Source organism: Bacteroidales bacterium, assembly GCA_021157585.1.
Lineage (GTDB): Bacteria > Bacteroidota > Bacteroidia > Bacteroidales > UBA12170 > UBA12170.
This window is the reverse complement of the sequence record JAGGWH010000066.1, coordinates 1-15,309: the sequence shown is the minus strand read 5'-3', so window position 1 is coordinate 15,309 and position 15,309 is coordinate 1. Positions and strand designations below refer to the sequence as shown.

At 33.8% G+C, this 15,309-nt stretch carries 13 protein-coding genes and 1 tRNA gene; 8 read left to right on the top strand and 6 right to left on the bottom strand.

Annotated elements, in window-relative coordinates; translation table 11 throughout:
• The first annotated feature begins 69 nt into the window (after positions 1-69).
• Genes J7K39_04170 through J7K39_04150 form a run of 5 tightly spaced genes read left to right on the top strand, consistent with a single transcriptional unit; the run spans position 70 to position 5,367 of the window.
• Positions 70-807 (top strand): type III pantothenate kinase, encoded by a 738-nt coding sequence (locus J7K39_04170; GenBank protein MCD6179080.1) that lies wholly within the window; start codon positions 70-72, stop codon positions 805-807.
• Positions 788-2,068, top strand: a complete 1,281-nt coding sequence (locus tag J7K39_04165) for a hypothetical protein (GenBank protein ID MCD6179079.1) — start codon at positions 788-790, stop codon at positions 2,066-2,068. Before J7K39_04170 ends, J7K39_04165 begins: the two co-directional genes overlap by 20 nt.
• A gap of 18 nt (positions 2,069-2,086) precedes the next feature.
• The gene (locus J7K39_04160) at positions 2,087-3,499 is read left to right on the top strand and encodes a tetratricopeptide repeat protein (protein ID MCD6179078.1); all 1,413 of its coding nucleotides are present in this window, start codon (positions 2,087-2,089) and stop codon (positions 3,497-3,499) included.
• A gap of 7 nt (positions 3,500-3,506) precedes the next feature.
• A complete protein-coding gene (gene lptC / locus J7K39_04155; GenBank protein ID MCD6179077.1) occupies positions 3,507-4,091 on the top strand; it encodes an LPS export ABC transporter periplasmic protein LptC in 585 nt (194 codons plus the stop codon).
• Position 4,092: 1 nt separating this feature from the next.
• Positions 4,093-5,367: an HlyC/CorC family transporter gene (locus J7K39_04150; protein MCD6179076.1), complete on the top strand. Its 1,275-nt coding sequence runs from the start codon at positions 4,093-4,095 to the stop codon at positions 5,365-5,367.
• On the opposite strand, the gene J7K39_04145 is transcribed toward J7K39_04150, so the two are convergent.
• From J7K39_04145 to J7K39_04130, 4 genes are all read right to left on the bottom strand, one after another.
• On the bottom strand, positions 5,364-6,011 hold the full coding sequence (locus J7K39_04145; protein ID MCD6179075.1) for a carbonic anhydrase: 648 nt from the start codon (positions 6,009-6,011) through the stop codon (positions 5,364-5,366). The genes J7K39_04150 and J7K39_04145 overlap by 4 nt on opposite strands.
• A 13-nt stretch (positions 6,012-6,024) precedes the next feature.
• A complete protein-coding gene (lepA, locus tag J7K39_04140; protein ID MCD6179074.1) occupies positions 6,025-7,812 on the bottom strand; it encodes a translation elongation factor 4 in 1,788 nt (595 codons plus the stop codon).
• A gap of 169 nt (positions 7,813-7,981) precedes the next feature.
• On the bottom strand, positions 7,982-8,557 hold the full coding sequence (locus tag J7K39_04135; protein ID MCD6179073.1) for a rubrerythrin family protein: 576 nt from the start codon (positions 8,555-8,557) through the stop codon (positions 7,982-7,984).
• Between the two features lie 36 nt (positions 8,558-8,593).
• On the bottom strand, positions 8,594-9,316 hold the full coding sequence (locus tag J7K39_04130) for a flavin reductase (protein ID MCD6179072.1): 723 nt from the start codon (positions 9,314-9,316) through the stop codon (positions 8,594-8,596).
• 188 nt (positions 9,317-9,504) lie between these two features.
• Here J7K39_04130 and J7K39_04125 point away from each other — a divergent pair.
• The 3 genes from J7K39_04125 (at position 9,505) to J7K39_04115 (ending at position 11,322) form a co-directional block, all read left to right on the top strand.
• Positions 9,505-9,579, top strand: a tRNA-Val gene (locus tag J7K39_04125).
• Positions 9,580-9,600: 21 nt separating this feature from the next.
• The gene (locus tag J7K39_04120; protein ID MCD6179071.1) at positions 9,601-9,873 is read left to right on the top strand and encodes a GIY-YIG nuclease family protein; all 273 of its coding nucleotides are present in this window, start codon (positions 9,601-9,603) and stop codon (positions 9,871-9,873) included.
• A 300-nt stretch (positions 9,874-10,173) separates the two neighbouring features.
• A complete protein-coding gene (locus J7K39_04115) occupies positions 10,174-11,322 on the top strand; it encodes a site-specific integrase (protein MCD6179070.1) in 1,149 nt (382 codons plus the stop codon).
• 17 nt (positions 11,323-11,339) lie between these two features.
• Here the strand turns inward: J7K39_04115 and J7K39_04110 are convergent, their stop codons facing one another.
• Together J7K39_04110 and J7K39_04105 are read right to left on the bottom strand one after the other, a co-directional pair.
• Positions 11,340-12,032, bottom strand: a complete 693-nt coding sequence (locus J7K39_04110; protein MCD6179069.1) for a M48 family metallopeptidase — start codon at positions 12,030-12,032, stop codon at positions 11,340-11,342.
• Positions 12,025-15,207, bottom strand: coding sequence for a type I restriction endonuclease subunit R (locus J7K39_04105; protein MCD6179068.1), 3,183 nt, complete (start codon positions 15,205-15,207; stop codon positions 12,025-12,027). The genes J7K39_04110 and J7K39_04105 overlap by 8 nt, the downstream gene beginning before the upstream one ends.
• Positions 15,208-15,309: the final 102 nt, after the last annotated feature.

Below are 15,309 nucleotides of genomic sequence, written 5' to 3'. Positions count from 1 at the left end.
GATAAGCGAAACAGCTTCCGTTGCTTAAAAAACGAGTATTTTTGCTCCTCATAGATTTTCAATATTTATATGCAAAACCTTATTCTTGATTTCGGGAATACACTCTATAAATTAGCCGTTTTCGATAATGGAGATTTGATTTACAAATCTTCAGGCGAAAAGCTTTATGAGAAAGATGTGATTGCACTAAAAAAACTTTTCCCTAAGATTAAAAAAGCCATTTATGCTACAGTAGTGGATTTAGATAAGGACTTTAAAAATTGTATGCATTCCGAATTTCAAACTATTGAGCTTGACCATAATACACCAATACCCATTAAAAATAAATATAAAACGCCTGAAACTTTAGGAAAAGACAGACTTGCAGCTGCTGTTGGAGCAGCAAAGTTATATCCTCAAAAGGATGTTCTTATTATTGATGCTGGGAGCACCATTACCTACGAAATGTTAAGAAGTGATGGTATTTATTTAGGCGGGAGTATCAGTCCGGGGATTAAAATGCGTTTTAAATCATTACATCATTTTACAGATAAATTACCATTAGTTACATTCTCAAACAGTAATATACTTACCGGACAAAACACAGAAGACGCCATACTTTCAGGGGTAATTAATGGCATTTTAAGCGAGGTAGATGGAATTATAAATCGCTACAAAGAAATGTATTCTAACATTTTGGTGGTATTTACCGGAGGCGACTTAAAATATTTTGATAAGAACTTAAAAAATAACATCTTTGCAGCTGAAAATTTAGTGCTGCAAGGCTTGAATTTTATACTAGAATACAATGACAATAAAACATATTAAACAAATAGTTTTACTTACGGCTGTTATTTTACCGTTTATGGTAATAGCACAGAACCAAACAACTTCTCCTTACAGCTTTTACGGAATAGGTGATGTTTATCAACAGGGCAATATTCGTACATTTGGAATGGGAGGAACAAATTTAGCTGTTAAGAGTAATCTCTACGTCAATATAAGTAATCCGGCATCTTACACAGGTGTTGACAGCCTTTCTTTTGTCGCAAGTGTGGGTTTGCAAAGCACAATGGCATCTTATCGCACTAACGAGCAGACAAGTGATTTGAGTAATACTTCAATTAATCATATAATTTTTGCATTTCCTATAACACATTGGTGGAAAAGTAGTTTAGCTCTACTTCCTTTTAGTAATGTTGGATACGAGGTGCAAAACGATGAAATACTCGACATTAATGTTTTGAGTCGGAAAATATATTCTGGTTCCGGAGGATTAGATAAAGTAAATTGGGGTAATGCTTTTAAAATAAATAAAAAATTATCTGTAGGGATAAATTCTTCTTATTATTTTGGTCGTGTAGAACATCTAAACACAGTAATCTTTCCCGATTCGGCTTATCTTGTAAATTCTCGATTATCAGAGCGCGACTTATTGAGTGGATTCGAATTTTCTGTTGGATTGCAATATTTTATTCCAACAGGAAAAAACAGTTTCTTTGGGCTTGCAGCTACTTACACTCCAACAGCTACCTTAAATGTAGAAACCGATTATTTAGCCACTACTTTTATAGGAGATCAAATTGGTTACGAATCAGGGGTAGATACTGTTTATATTCGATCCGGAATTCAGAATGAAATTAGTTTACCGTACACCTTCGGATTTGGCGTTTCTTGGGAAAAGAAAAACAAACTTCTAATCGCTGCCGATTTTATGTTCGATAACTGGGAGTCATTCAGTTATTTAGGGGAGTCAGATAATTATAATAATAAGATAAAAGCGTCTGTAGGAGTAGAGTTTATACCAACAAATAATAATTTATCGTCTTATTTAAAACTTATTCGTTATCGTTTTGGAGCACGTTATAACAAAATGGGGATAAATTTTAATAATACTGATATAGAAGAGTATGCAATTAGTGTTGGATTTGGCTTACCTTTGCGGAAAAGCGCTTCGATTCTAAATCTTGGCATAGAAATTGGACAAAATGGAACCGTAGGAAACAGTTTAATCCAAGAGCGCTTTGTTAAAGTGGCATTGGGAATAAGTATAAAAGAAAACTGGTTTAGAAAAGCAAAATATTTTTAATAACATAAATTACACACAATGAAAATTAAAATTTTATCGTCAATTCTGGGGCTAATTTTGAGCGTTAGTGCTTTTGGTGCTCAAACGGAAGTAAATGGTAATTTTCAAGAAAAGCTTGCCTCATTTGAAACTCAAGGGGGTAAATACGGAATCGACAGTGTTAAATGTATCACTGAACTTTCTTTATATCAAGAAGCATTTAAACAATGGAAAAAATCTAATTATAAAAGCGCTATTGTAAACGAATTTATACCGCATTGGAGATGGGTATTTCTAAACTGTCCTATAGCATCGGAAAACACCTATGTTAATGGGCTTAAGATCATGAGTTACTATCTAAAAAAAGCAACTAATGATGAAGAGAAAAATGCTTATCTCGACACCTTAATGATGATTCATGAAGCAAGAATTAAATATTTCCCAAATCATTATAAAACCGGTAAAAGTCAAATAGGCTCTTTAAAAGGTAAGATGGGAATAGATTTATTTATGCTAGCGCCCGAACGTTGCGAGAAAGCTTATAATATTCTTAAAGAATCTGTTGAAATGGAAGGCTCTAAGTCGTCTACAGCTGCTTTGGTTTATTACTTTAGAGCCACTATAAAAATGGTAAAATCCGGCAAAGCCGATGAAGAATTAATTATTGATACTTACGATAAAATAAGCTCACTTGTTGATCAAAATTTAATTAAATACAAAGACAAAGCAAAATATTTATCGCAATGGGAAAACGTAAAAGGAAATATAAATAATACCTTTGAGCCATATGCAACTTGCGATGTATTGGTTAAAATTTACAGTAAAAAGTTTGAAGCGAATCCTTCTGATATTGTTCTTTTAAACAAAATCACTAAAATTTTAAAAAAGAAAAAATGTACAAAATCAGATTTGTTTTTTAATTCAACCGAAGCTCTTTATAATGCAGAACCAACTCCTGAGTCTGCTATGTTAATGGGTAAAATGAATATCGAAAAAGAGGCCTATAAAGATGCAGCTAAGTATTATCTTAATGCTGTTGATATGATTGAAGACCCTCTTGAAAAAGCAGATATTTATTCTGATTTAGGAAAAATTTATTATAAACTTAATGATTACATAACAGCACGCTCTTATGCTCGTAAAGCAATTGCGTTAAATCCTGCAGATGGAATGTCTTATATCCTTATAGGAGATCTTTATGCAGCTTCTGCATCAAAATGCGGAACTAATGAATTAACTAAAAAAGTAGCTTATTGGGCTGCAGTAGATAAATATTATCAAGCTAAAAGAGTAGATGCAGAATTAACAGAGTTAGCAAACAAACGTATAGCGACTTATTCTAAACATTTCCCTCAGATGGATGTAATTTTCTTCCATGATTTGCAAGAAGGAGCAAGCTTTAAAGTTGAATGTTGGATTAACGAAACGACTACTGTTCGCGCTGCGAAATAATATAAAATTGAAAAATATAACCCCAAAAAGAACTATTATTTTTGGACTAAAAAGCATTGTTGTAATCTTTTTTACAGCAATGCTTTTTGCTTGTGAAAACCAAATGGAAACCATTCGCGAGCTAACAATGGCAGATACTATTCCCTCCGAAATAGCCAAAGATGTGCGTATTATTTATTCTGATTCTGCAAAAATACAGATGATACTTACCGCTCCTCTTCTGTATCAAATTGGTGGCGAAGACCCTTATATTGAATTTCCCAATGGGCTAAAGATTAAAACTTACGATAAAAACAATAAGAAAATTTCTGAGTTACAAGCCGAATATGGTAAACGCTTTCAGAAATCCAAGCTAATGGAAGTAGAGAAAAATGTTATTGTAACTAATTATAACTCAGGCAAAAAACTTCTTACAGAGCATCTGTTTTGGGATGAAAAAAAGAAGAAGATATATAATAACGTATTTGTAACCCTTATTGAAAAAGACAAGACAATTCATGGCGATAGTATTAGAGCAGATCAAAGCTTTAAGTATATAGAAATATTCAATGTCAGAGGAACTATTAATGTAAAAGACAACGAAATAAATTAAGATGACTCAATATCAAATTATCTTATTAAGCCTTTTGTTTTCGGCTCTTTTTTCCGGATTGGAAATAGCATTTATTAGTGCTTCTAAATTAAAAATGGAGCTCGATAAAAAATCGTCTAAAACAAAATGGCTCTTTTCTATTTATAACTCACCTTCAAAATTAATTGCAACCCTATTGCTTGGCAATAATATCTCTTTGGTCTTTTATGGTTTTGCTTTTGCTACTGTTTTAAAACAGCCCATTCAACAATTCTTAGGCGATTTGAGTACTAACGAGCTACTCATTCTGCTTATCCAAACGCTTTTATCAACCGTCCTTATTTTAATTGTTGCAGAATTCCTTCCGAAAATTATTTTTAGAAAAAATCCGAATCGTATTTTATTAATCTTTTCTGTCCCTCTTTTTCTAATTTATTATCTGTTTTTGCCTTTTATAACTTTTATAAACTGGATTGCAAAAATAATTTTCCGTTTACTATTCCGACTTCAATTAAAGGATGAGGGATATAGCTTATCGCCCATAGAATTAAATGATTTTGTTCAGGAAATTACAGATACGGAAGAAGAGAGCGTGCTTGGAGAACAAGAAAAAGTATTATTTAAAAATGCTATTGAATTCCGAAATGTAAAAATTAGAGAATGCATGGTGCCACGTACCGAAATCGTAGCTTTGGAAATAAATGAATCTATAGATGCAGTACAGAAAATATTAACAAAATCAGGTCACTCTAAGATTTTAATCTTTCAAGAAAATATCGATAATATTATTGGCTATGTACATGCTTTTGATATTTTTTCTAAGCCTAAAGACATAAAGAGTATTCTCCGCCAAACACTTATAATTCCGGAGAGTATGTTAGCAAACCATGTATTAACTCTCTTTATAAAACAAAACAAAAGTATGGCTATTGTGGTTGACGAATTTGGAGGAACCAGCGGTATAGTTACTTTGGAAGATATTATGGAAGAAATTTTTGGAGAGATTGAAGATGAGTTTGATAAAGGTTTATTGGTTGATAAAAATATTGCAGATAATGTATATATTTTTTCCGGCAGAATAGAGATTGATTTTGTAAATGAAAAATATAAGCTCAACCTATCGGAATCAGAGGAATATGAAACTCTTGCAGGCTATATTATTCACGAGTACGGAAGTATTCCCAAAGAAAAAGATAAATTATTTATAGAAAATTTTCAAATTGATATACTAAAAGCTACTGAAACAAAAATAGAATTAATAAAAATGTATGTACTGCCTCAAAACACCAAGAATTAGCTGTTTTTAATATTCTTTTCAGATAACATATCAAATTCCATATCGCGTAAAAGACCGGAACGCATATCGTAAATCCAAGCATGCACTATCGGATACCCATTTTCCGCATAGCTCTTTTTAATAAAATCTATTTTTATCAAATTCTCACACTGAGTAATAACATTATATTCTGATAGCTTATCGTTTTCTTTGGTTTTATCAGAAATTAAATCCAATTCCTTAGCATGCTCCAAGCGTACTTTTCTAATATTGTCTAACCACGAATCCATTAAACCGTAATGCTTTCCTGAATTAGCAGCATTTATGCCGCCACAACCATAATGACCCGAAACAACTATATGCTTAATTTTTAATATTTCGACTCCGTATTGCAAAACCGCCATAAGATTTTTATCGTCTTTCGAAACTACATTAGCAATATTTCGATGTACAAATATATCCCCAATGTCTAAACCTGTTAAATCGCTAATAGGGACACGACTGTCGGAGCATCCAATATACAAAAATTGAGGGTTTTGTTCCTTAAAATGATCTTTAAAAAAACTACGGTTGTTTTTCTTTTTATCAGCAGCCCATTCGTGGTTTTGTTGAAAAATACGATCGTATAACTCTTGATCTTCCTTATTTAATTTAGAAACTGTCATTTTTAAGTGTTTTTTAATCCAACTTTAAAACGGCTAAAAATGCTTTTTGAGGAATTTCAACATTACCTACCTGACGCATTCTTTTCTTCCCTTTTTTTTGTTTTTCCAACAATTTACGCTTACGCGTGATATCTCCACCGTAACATTTTGCAGTAACATCTTTACGAACAGCTTTTACCGTTTCGCGAGCAATAATCTTCGCTCCAATTGCAGCCTGAATAGCAATATCAAATTGTTGACGTGGAATTAACTCTTTGAGTTTAACACACATTTTTCTACCAAAGTCATAAGCATTATCACGATGAATCAATGTTGAAAGAGCATCAACGGGTTCACCATTTAATAAAATATCAAGCTTACTTAAATTAGCGGGTTTATATCCGGAAAGGTGATAATCAAAACTTGCATATCCTTTAGAGATACTTTTCAGCTTATCGTAGAAATCAAAAACTATTTCTCCTAAAGGAATATTAAACGTAAGCTCTACTCTATCGGAAGTAAGATAAACCTGATTGAGTAATTCTCCTCTTTTATCTATACATAACTTCATAACGGAACCCACATAATCAGATTTTGAAATAATCTGAGCTCTAATAAAAGGCTCTTCAATATGGTCGATATATTTCTGATCCGGCAAACCTGACGGATTATGTACTTCTGTCATCTGACCTTTATGCGAAACAACTTTATAAGATACGTTTGGAACGGTAGTAATAACATTCATATCAAACTCTCTATCCAAACGCTCTTGAATAATTTCCATATGTAAAAGACCTAAAAAGCCACAACGAAAACCAAATCCTAAAGCCATACTCGATTCGGGCTCCCAAGTTAAAGAAGCATCATTAAGTTGTAATTTTTCCAAACTATATCGTAGTTCTTCGTAATCATCTGCATCTACAGGATAAATTCCTGCAAATACCATTGGTTTTACTTTTTCAAAACCTTCGATAGCAGCATCACAAGGTCGATCAACATGGGTAATTGTATCGCCAACATTGACTTCCTTAGCCGTTTTAATACCCGAAATAATATAACCAACATCTCCTGTTTTCATCACTTTCCGAGGTTCTTGAGTCATCCTTAAAACACCTATTTCGTCGGCATGATATGTTTTTTCAGAAGTAAAGAATTTTACGTGATCGCCTTTATGAATTTCCCCATTCAGAATACGGAAATAAGCAATAATACCACGAAAGGAATTAAAAACAGAATCGAATATCAAGGCCTGAAAAGGAGCTTTTGGGTCGCCTTTTGGAGCAGGAATACGTTCAACAACAGCTTCTAATATTTTATCTACACCGTAACCCGTTTTCCCACTTGCCTGAATAATATCCTCTAATTCGCATCCTATTAAATCAATAATCTGATCGGAGACTTCGCCCGGCATAGCATTGTCGAGATCCATCTTATTCAGAACCGGAATAATTTCCAAATCGTTTTCTATAGCCAAATATAAATTCGAAATTGTCTGAGCTTGAATACCTTGCGTAGCATCAACAATCAACAAGGCTCCTTCACAAGCAGCTATAGATCGAGATACTTCGTAAGAAAAATCGACGTGACCGGGAGTATCAATAAGATTTAAAACATAAGACTTTCCATCTTGCTCGTAGTCCATTTGAATAGCATGACTTTTTATGGTAATACCTCTTTCGCGTTCCAGATCCATATCATCTAACGATTGCTCTTGCATATCGCGCTCAGAAATAGTATCTGTAAACTCCAGTAAACGGTCGGCAAGCGTGCTTTTACCGTGATCGATATGAGCAATAATACAAAAGTTCCTAATATTTTCCATTCAAGCTATTTTTCTTTATTGTTAAAAACTACTAATACGGCTTGGTAAAGTTGTTTTAAGGAGTGCAAAATTACGATTTTTCAATTGATTTTTGTTGAAAATTTTATGTCGACAAACAAGAAGTGCCCGACTTGAAAAAATCGAGCACTTAAATAAAAACAAATTTCTTTTAATAATTAGTTTCTTTAATTTCGAAATATGATTGTGGGTGTAAACAAGCAGGACAAACTTTAGGTGCTTTTGTTCCTTGATGCAGATAACCACAGTTACGGCATTTCCAAACTATTTTTCCCTCGCGTTCAAAAACTTTACCTTCTTCAAGATTATTATACAACTTTGTAAAACGTTCTTCGTGAGCTTTTTCAACTTTTGCAATCATTTTGTAAGCTGTTGCTATTTCCTTAAACCCCTCTTCTTCAGCTATTTTAGCAAATTCAGGATATAATTCCGTCCACTCTTCATTTTCGCCTTCGGCTGAAGCTTTCAGATTTTCTAATGTAGTACCAATTTTTCCTGCAGGATAAGTCGCTGTAATCTCTACCATACCCCCTTCTAAAAATTTGAAAAACCTTTTTGCATGCTCTTTTTCATTTAAAGCTGTTTCTTCAAATATAGCTGCAATTTGTTCTAAGCCTTCTTTTTTTGCTTGCTTTGTAAAATAATCATAACGCATACGAGCTTGAGACTCTCCTGCAAACGATTTTAATAGATTTTGTTCTGTTTTTGTTCCTTTTAATGTATTCATAGATTTAAATTTTAAGATTAATCAAATGTAATTGTTTTAATTCATAGGTATAAATTCTTCTTTGGAAACTCCGCAAGTGGGACAAACCCAATCATTGGGAATATCTTCAAAAGGTGTTCCCGGAGCAATACCACCATCAGGGTCTCCTTCAACAGGATCGTAAATTTCACCACAAACGGTACATTCCCATTTTTGAGTTAAAGGATCTGCGGCTTTTGTAAGGTCTTTTTCTTTTGGTTTTAATAATTTTGACTTATCTACATAAGTAGGAGCATTTTTAGGTGCAACTCCATTTTTTACTTCACGATAATAGGCATAAGTCATTGGCTCTTTCAACTCTTCAATAAGTTTACTGTCTAAAACTTCAGCAATAAACAAAATATGGCTTCCAACATCTACTTTCTGCATTACCTTACAATCAAACCAAGCCAAACAATCATCAGTTAAAATTGGACTTCCCGATTGACCTTCAATATAGTTTAAACCGTCAAACTTATTAATTTCATATCCTGTCTTATAACCCATAGTAGATATTACTTTCTGCCCGGCATCCTTATGAATAATTGAAACAGAAAAAGCACCACTCTCATCAATCATTTTAGCTGAGAGATTATCTTTGCTACAGCTCACAGCCAACTGTGCCGGCTCTGCAGTAACCTGAAAAACAGTATTGGCAATATATCCATTGAGTTTATCTTTGCTCTTAGTGCTAACAACGTATAATCCATACGATAATTTAAAAAAAGCTTCTATTTGCATAATATTTTATTCTATTTGACAATAATCTATGATAATACAATACGTATTTTTCTCTTCTTATTTCAAGCGACAAGATAATAATAATTAAACTAAGTAAATAATCTCTCAAAAAAATTTGCTGCAAATAAAAAAACTGTATATTTGCAACCGCTAAGGCAATAAGCCAAACGCAAAGTTTAAATTTTATTGGGGGCTTAGCTCAGTTGGTTCAGAGCATCTGCCTTACAAGCAGAGGGTCGCTGGTTCGAATCCAGCAGTCCCCACTACCTAAAGCCACTTTTTAAGTGGCTTTTTTTGTACCTATGGAATTTTATTTCTACATACTCTATTCTCAAAAGCTGAATAAATATTATATCGGTAGCACCCAGAATTTAGAAGAAAGATTAAGAAAGCATAATTCAAACCACAAAGGTTTTACAGGCGGAATTGGTGATTGGAAAATCGTTTACTTTGAAACTTTTATTTCTAAATCTTTAGCGTATGCCAGAGAAAGACAAGTGAAGAAATGGAAAAGTAGAACCGCTATTGAAAAACTTATTCAGAATCCTAAAAAATAATTCTAAATGTTGGTTCAGAGCATCCCGATTTTACATCGGGAGGGTCGCTGGTTCGAACCGAAGCGTCGATAGACGGTGAGCTCACGAACTTGTGAGTAATCCAGCAGTCCCCACACTCTTAAAAAGCACTTATAACTTCGGTTCTAGGTGCTTTTTTGTTTGTATTGATATTATTAAAATGTGTGTTAGTTTGGGCTAAATTACGGGTCAATTAACACACAAATTGCAATTTGTGTGTTAATTTGTGTGTTAACGAAAAAGCACCAAAAATGGCAATTGAACATTCATAAAATAGAAATTATGAATGTAAGTGTATCGATTGTTTTGCGTCTACAAGACGTTTCAGGAAAATTTTCAGTTAAATTAAGACTTGGATTTGAACGAAAATCCAATTTCATTGCTTTGGGTATATTCTTAAGCAAGGTTGAATTTGATAAAATACAACGGGGTCGAAGGTTAACCCCAGACCAAATTCAAATTAAAGACCGTCTAAACGATTCAATTAAAAAAGCTAATGCTATTATCCAAACTATGGATAGGTATAGCTTTGCTGCTTTTAAGGCATTGTTTAGTGGTGAAAAATCTAAAAGGGATAACAAGCTTCGTAATTGCTTTTTGAACTACATCAAAGACCTTCAATCAAATAACCAAATTAAATCGAGTGGTATGTATCAAACCGCCTTGAATAGTATTGAAGGGTATAAAAAGGGATTAGTTTTAAACGACATCAATAACAAGTTTCTAAAGGGTTATCAAGAGCATTTAAAAAATAAGAGCATAACAACCGTTTCACTATACCTTAGAAGTTTAAGAGCGGTAATAAATAAAAATCGAGACATCGTTGATAGTTATCCCTTTGAGAATTTTAAAATTCCAAGTCCAACGAATAACAAACGTGCCATACCAGAAAAACACATAAATAAATTGCTTAAATTTAGTTTCATAAAGGATATTGATAACCTATATTTCGACCTATTCAAATTTAGCTACTATTGTGCAGGTGCAAATATTAAAGATATTGCGATGCTCACAACTGACAACATTCAAGACGAATTTTTAATTTATAACCGAGCCAAAACAAGCAAGCAAATTAGGGTCTTTCTATTACCACAAGCTAAGCTAATCATTGAACGATATAAGAATATCAACAACTCGTTTTTGTTTCCATTGCTCACAGGAACAACACCTCAATATCTTTATGACCGTGTTCCTAATGTCGTTAAAAGTGTTAATAAACGTCTTAAAAGAGCTTGTGAAGCATTGGGAGTTAAAACAATTACCACTTATTCTGCTAGACATAGTTATGCCACTATCTTAATGCAAAAGAATGTTTCGATTGCTTTCATTAGCCAGAGCTTAGGGCATCAAAACATTAGTACAACTCAGCAATATCTAGGTTCGTTTTCTGATAATCAGCAAGAAAATCTAATGAAAAAGTTAATAACTTAAAATAAGAGGTTGGACAGCTACAACTTCATCCCATACATCTTATCATCCAATTCTTTCCAATTGCCAATATGCTTAGAAACCTCCGCCCAGAATTCTTTGGAGTGATTCTTGATTTTGGTATGGACTAATTCGTGAACAATAAGGTAATCGATTAAAGAAAAGGGTAGTTTAACTGCATCTGTATTGATGATAATATTATTGCTTGGAGTGCAACTACCCCAACGTTTTTCAAGTTTAGCGAATTTGATATGATTAAATTCTAAGCCCGTTTTTCTTGACCATTTACGGATTCGTGGTGCAATCTTTTCTTCAGCTTTATGCTCAATAAATTGCTCAAATGCAGATTTAATTTCTTGCTGAGTATTTAATTCTTTGGGTAGACTCACTTTAAATTTAGACTCCGTAAAATCGATGCTTATTTCTTCAAGAGAATCATCGATAAATAACTCCACATAATACTTTCGTCCAAGGTATTGAATCCGTGAACCCGTAACGATATCATCATCACAAATAGACTTGACCAAATCCAATTTATCTATCACCCATTTAGCTTTCTTCAGTACAAGTTGTTGTGATTTCTCAAGGCTAATTGCTTTGCCCTTCAACACTACTCCTTCACCTTTATGAACGGTGATATAATGCGATTTCAAACCTTCTTTTACCAGAATGTTGTATGATATGGTTCTATTGCCGTATTGTACTTCAGGCATCGTTATTCTTCTTAATGATATCAACCATTTCCTTGGCTTTTGACTTGGCTTCGGTACGTTCAATATTGGCAGTTTTAAGATAACGCATTATCTTATTTTCCATATCTTTTTGAACCTGCCCTTTATCTGCCCATCCAACAATATTTAGTTCGCCTTTAATAAGTTCGAATATGGTTTTGGTAGCATCTTCGGCATTGTCATCAAAAAGTATTTTCATGGAAGAGTAAACCGCTTTTTCACTTGCTGTTTTGAATCCTTTTTCTTCACCTTCTTTATGCTCGGCAATGATTTCATCTTGAATATCTGCAAACATTTTTAGCAACTCCATCTGAGTGAGTCTTTCTTCTTTTCGTTGTTTGATTAATTCATCCAATCGCTGTGCTAATGGCTTATAGAAATCGGGGTTCTTATCCATTCCAACTTTGATGGTATGGATTAAATTGTTGCGCATCTTCAATTCCTTGGTTGCTGGTGATGCGTTGAGGATTTCTTCTTTGAATTTATCTTTATCGATGATGGAAACGGGTTCTGCCAATAGATTTTCCACACCTGCTGCTTTAAGATGTTCATCAATCATCGATTGGAGCATATTGCTTTCATCTCTGGTTATTTTCAGTTCCTCATCATCGGGATAAACATTTCTGGCTCTTAATTTTATTTCATTGAATAACTTGAAATCACCTTGATATTTCATTGCCATGGTGTTTGGCAATACAATATTGATGGACTTATTGAACTGTTTTAATAATACCTTAAACTCATCACGTTTATCTATGGGTTCAATAAAGCGAACCGCTGCATCAATATATTTTTCTCTGTTGTAATTCCTATCAATTCTCATTGGTTTGAAGAAGTCTACCAGTTTGTTGTGATTCAATTCCAGTGTTGGGATTTCTTCACTTAGGTTCTTCAATATATCATCAGGTCTGAGGTCACCAGAAAAGATTTCCAATGCTTGAATTAGATAAGCCGTAATGCCATTATAATCCACGATATAACCAGCATTTTTTCCTTTACCCGAACGATTCACTCTTGCAATGGCTTGCAATAGGTTATGTTCTTTCAATGGCTTATCCAGATATAAACAGGAAGCAATGGGTACATCATAACCAGTAAGCAGCATATCTGAGACAATGATAAATGCTGTATTATCGTATTTCTTCTTACCCGATTTCTCGGTTTCATTAACATCGCCAAAGGGTAGCTTAAAATCTTCGGTAACTGTTTTAATATTTTCTGGTGGAGTAACCCAGATTGGTTTTTTATCCAATGGATTATTCTTATTCCATTCCAATGTTTCGTAATATTCCTTGGCAATAACATCTGCTTTAGGAGAACCAATACTTACAACGACTTTAGATTCAAAATCATGAACTCCGTCTTGTTTTAATTTGATTAACGTTTGTTGGTATTTAATAGCAGCTTCTCTTCCGCTACAAACAATCATCGCTTTATAACCATCAGGGTAGATTTTATTCTGATAATGTTCAACGATATGCCTTCCAATAACATCTACACGTTCTTTTGATAATTGGTATTTGCGTAATGCTTCACTCTTTAGCTTATCTTTTTTATCCTCTGATAGATGACCGAATTTCTCTTCAAAATCTTTATCGAGTTCTTCTTTTTTTACATCAAGCTGAGCAATGCCTTCATCATATAATAATTTAACTGTTGCTCCATCTTCTACAGATTCTTTAATAGTATAGGTATCGATGTAATCACCGCCGTAGAACTCACCTAGGGTCGATTTATCTTCTTTGGAGATTGGTGTTCCCGTGAAAGCTACAAACTTCGCATGAGGCAATACAGTACGCATAAACGCTGCTAAGAAACCATAATGACTTCGATGTGCTTCATCAACCATTATGTAAAGATTTTCTTTCTTGGAAAGTTCCTGTAAGTCTATTTCTACACGGTCTATTTCAACCCATTTACCTTTTTGTAGTTCTTTGGTAATCTTAGTAAGCGTCTTGTCGTTTATCGATTTCTCGACCATTAGATTTCCACGTTCTTCCAATTCTGTCTGGTCAACTTGTGAAGTTGCTTCCGTGTCCGTTTCTTGAAACTTTTGCAATGTGGTTGTGATAATTCCACCGTAATCATTACGCAATAACTTATCCAGATGTGCAACAGAAGATGCCTGATTCACATTTTTAAATCCGACGTTCTGGAAAGTGGTGGTTATCTGCCTATCCAAATCCTTACGGTCGGTCATTACCATCACCGTTGGGTTATTAAAACCAAACTCAGGTGCTTGTAACTTGCGAGTTACATAAACCATGGTTATGGATTTACCTGAACCCTGTGTGTGCCATACCACACCACCTTTGCCTGATTGTAATTTAGCGATGGTGTTGTTTGTTGCTCTTATTTGCTGATATCGGGGTAATTTCTTAATGGTTCTGCCTTCATCCAATTCAAAAATTACAAAATGGCGAATAATATCCAATACTTGGTCTTTCTTGAAAATAGAATAAATGAGTTTATCTTGTTCCGTTGGATTACTACCCAAAAAACTTAGGTCATCTGTCTTCTTAGTTCTAAAAACAGAATAGAATTGTTGTGGCGCATTGATAGCACCGTATTTTCCACCTACTTGCCAAATGCCAGCATTGATTTGATTGAAATGAAATAGTTTCTCCGAATTCTTTTGATAATAATCTAAATCGCTATAGGCTTTATCCCAAGCGTTAAGTGCTGTAGGTGATTTACATTCAATTACACCAATGGGTAAACCGTTGATGTAAACTACGATATCAGGAATTGAATTCTGGTATTTTCCGTGGTATTTTATCTGATTAACAACTAAAAAATCATTGTTATCGGGATTGACATAATCGATGAAATGAACGGGATGAAAGTCTTCTTTGCCCTCAATCAATTGTTTTACGGTAAAGGTTCCACCTTTTATAAGTTCCCAAATCTTTTGGTTGATTTCCATTAAGGAAGTACCGTTGACTGAAGTGAGTTGAGCGTATGCTTTGTTAAGATTGTGTTTGTTAATCCAAGGGTTGATGCGTTGAATAGATTCTAGCAATCTATCTTTTAATATGACTTCAAAAATATCTGGGCGTTCATCCTGTTTGTTACCATTATAGTATTGGTAACCCATTTTTTTGAACAATTCAATGGCTGGTAATTCGCTATAGATGTATTCGGGTGAATGTGTCATTTACAATTAGTTGTTGGTTAAATATCCATCCGTATATTTCTTAATCACCCTTATTGATTTAAGGATGATTTTTAATAGTCCCTACAGAAGGATGTGCTAAAC

Excerpts from the sequence above, each read along its gene's own strand:
- J7K39_04170 (MCD6179080.1), top strand. The coding sequence starts at position 70 with ATGCAAAACCTTATTCTTGATTTCGGGAATACACTCTATAAATTAGCC.
- J7K39_04165 (MCD6179079.1), top strand. The coding sequence starts at position 788 with ATGACAATAAAACATATTAAACAAATAGTTTTACTTACGGCTGTTATT.
- J7K39_04160 (MCD6179078.1), top strand. The coding sequence starts at position 2,087 with ATGAAAATTAAAATTTTATCGTCAATTCTGGGGCTAATTTTGAGCGTT.
- J7K39_04150 (MCD6179076.1), top strand. The coding sequence starts at position 4,093 with ATGACTCAATATCAAATTATCTTATTAAGCCTTTTGTTTTCGGCTCTT.
- J7K39_04145 (MCD6179075.1), bottom strand. The coding sequence starts at position 6,011 with ATGACAGTTTCTAAATTAAATAAGGAAGATCAAGAGTTATACGATCGT.
- lepA (MCD6179074.1), bottom strand. The coding sequence starts at position 7,812 with ATGGAAAATATTAGGAACTTTTGTATTATTGCTCATATCGATCACGGT.
- J7K39_04135 (MCD6179073.1), bottom strand. The coding sequence starts at position 8,557 with ATGAATACATTAAAAGGAACAAAAACAGAACAAAATCTATTAAAATCG.
- J7K39_04130 (MCD6179072.1), bottom strand. The coding sequence starts at position 9,316 with ATGCAAATAGAAGCTTTTTTTAAATTATCGTATGGATTATACGTTGTT.
- J7K39_04115 (MCD6179070.1), top strand. The coding sequence starts at position 10,174 with ATGAATGTAAGTGTATCGATTGTTTTGCGTCTACAAGACGTTTCAGGA.
- J7K39_04110 (MCD6179069.1), bottom strand. The coding sequence starts at position 12,032 with ATGCCTGAAGTACAATACGGCAATAGAACCATATCATACAACATTCTG.
- J7K39_04105 (MCD6179068.1), bottom strand. The coding sequence starts at position 15,207 with ATGACACATTCACCCGAATACATCTATAGCGAATTACCAGCCATTGAA.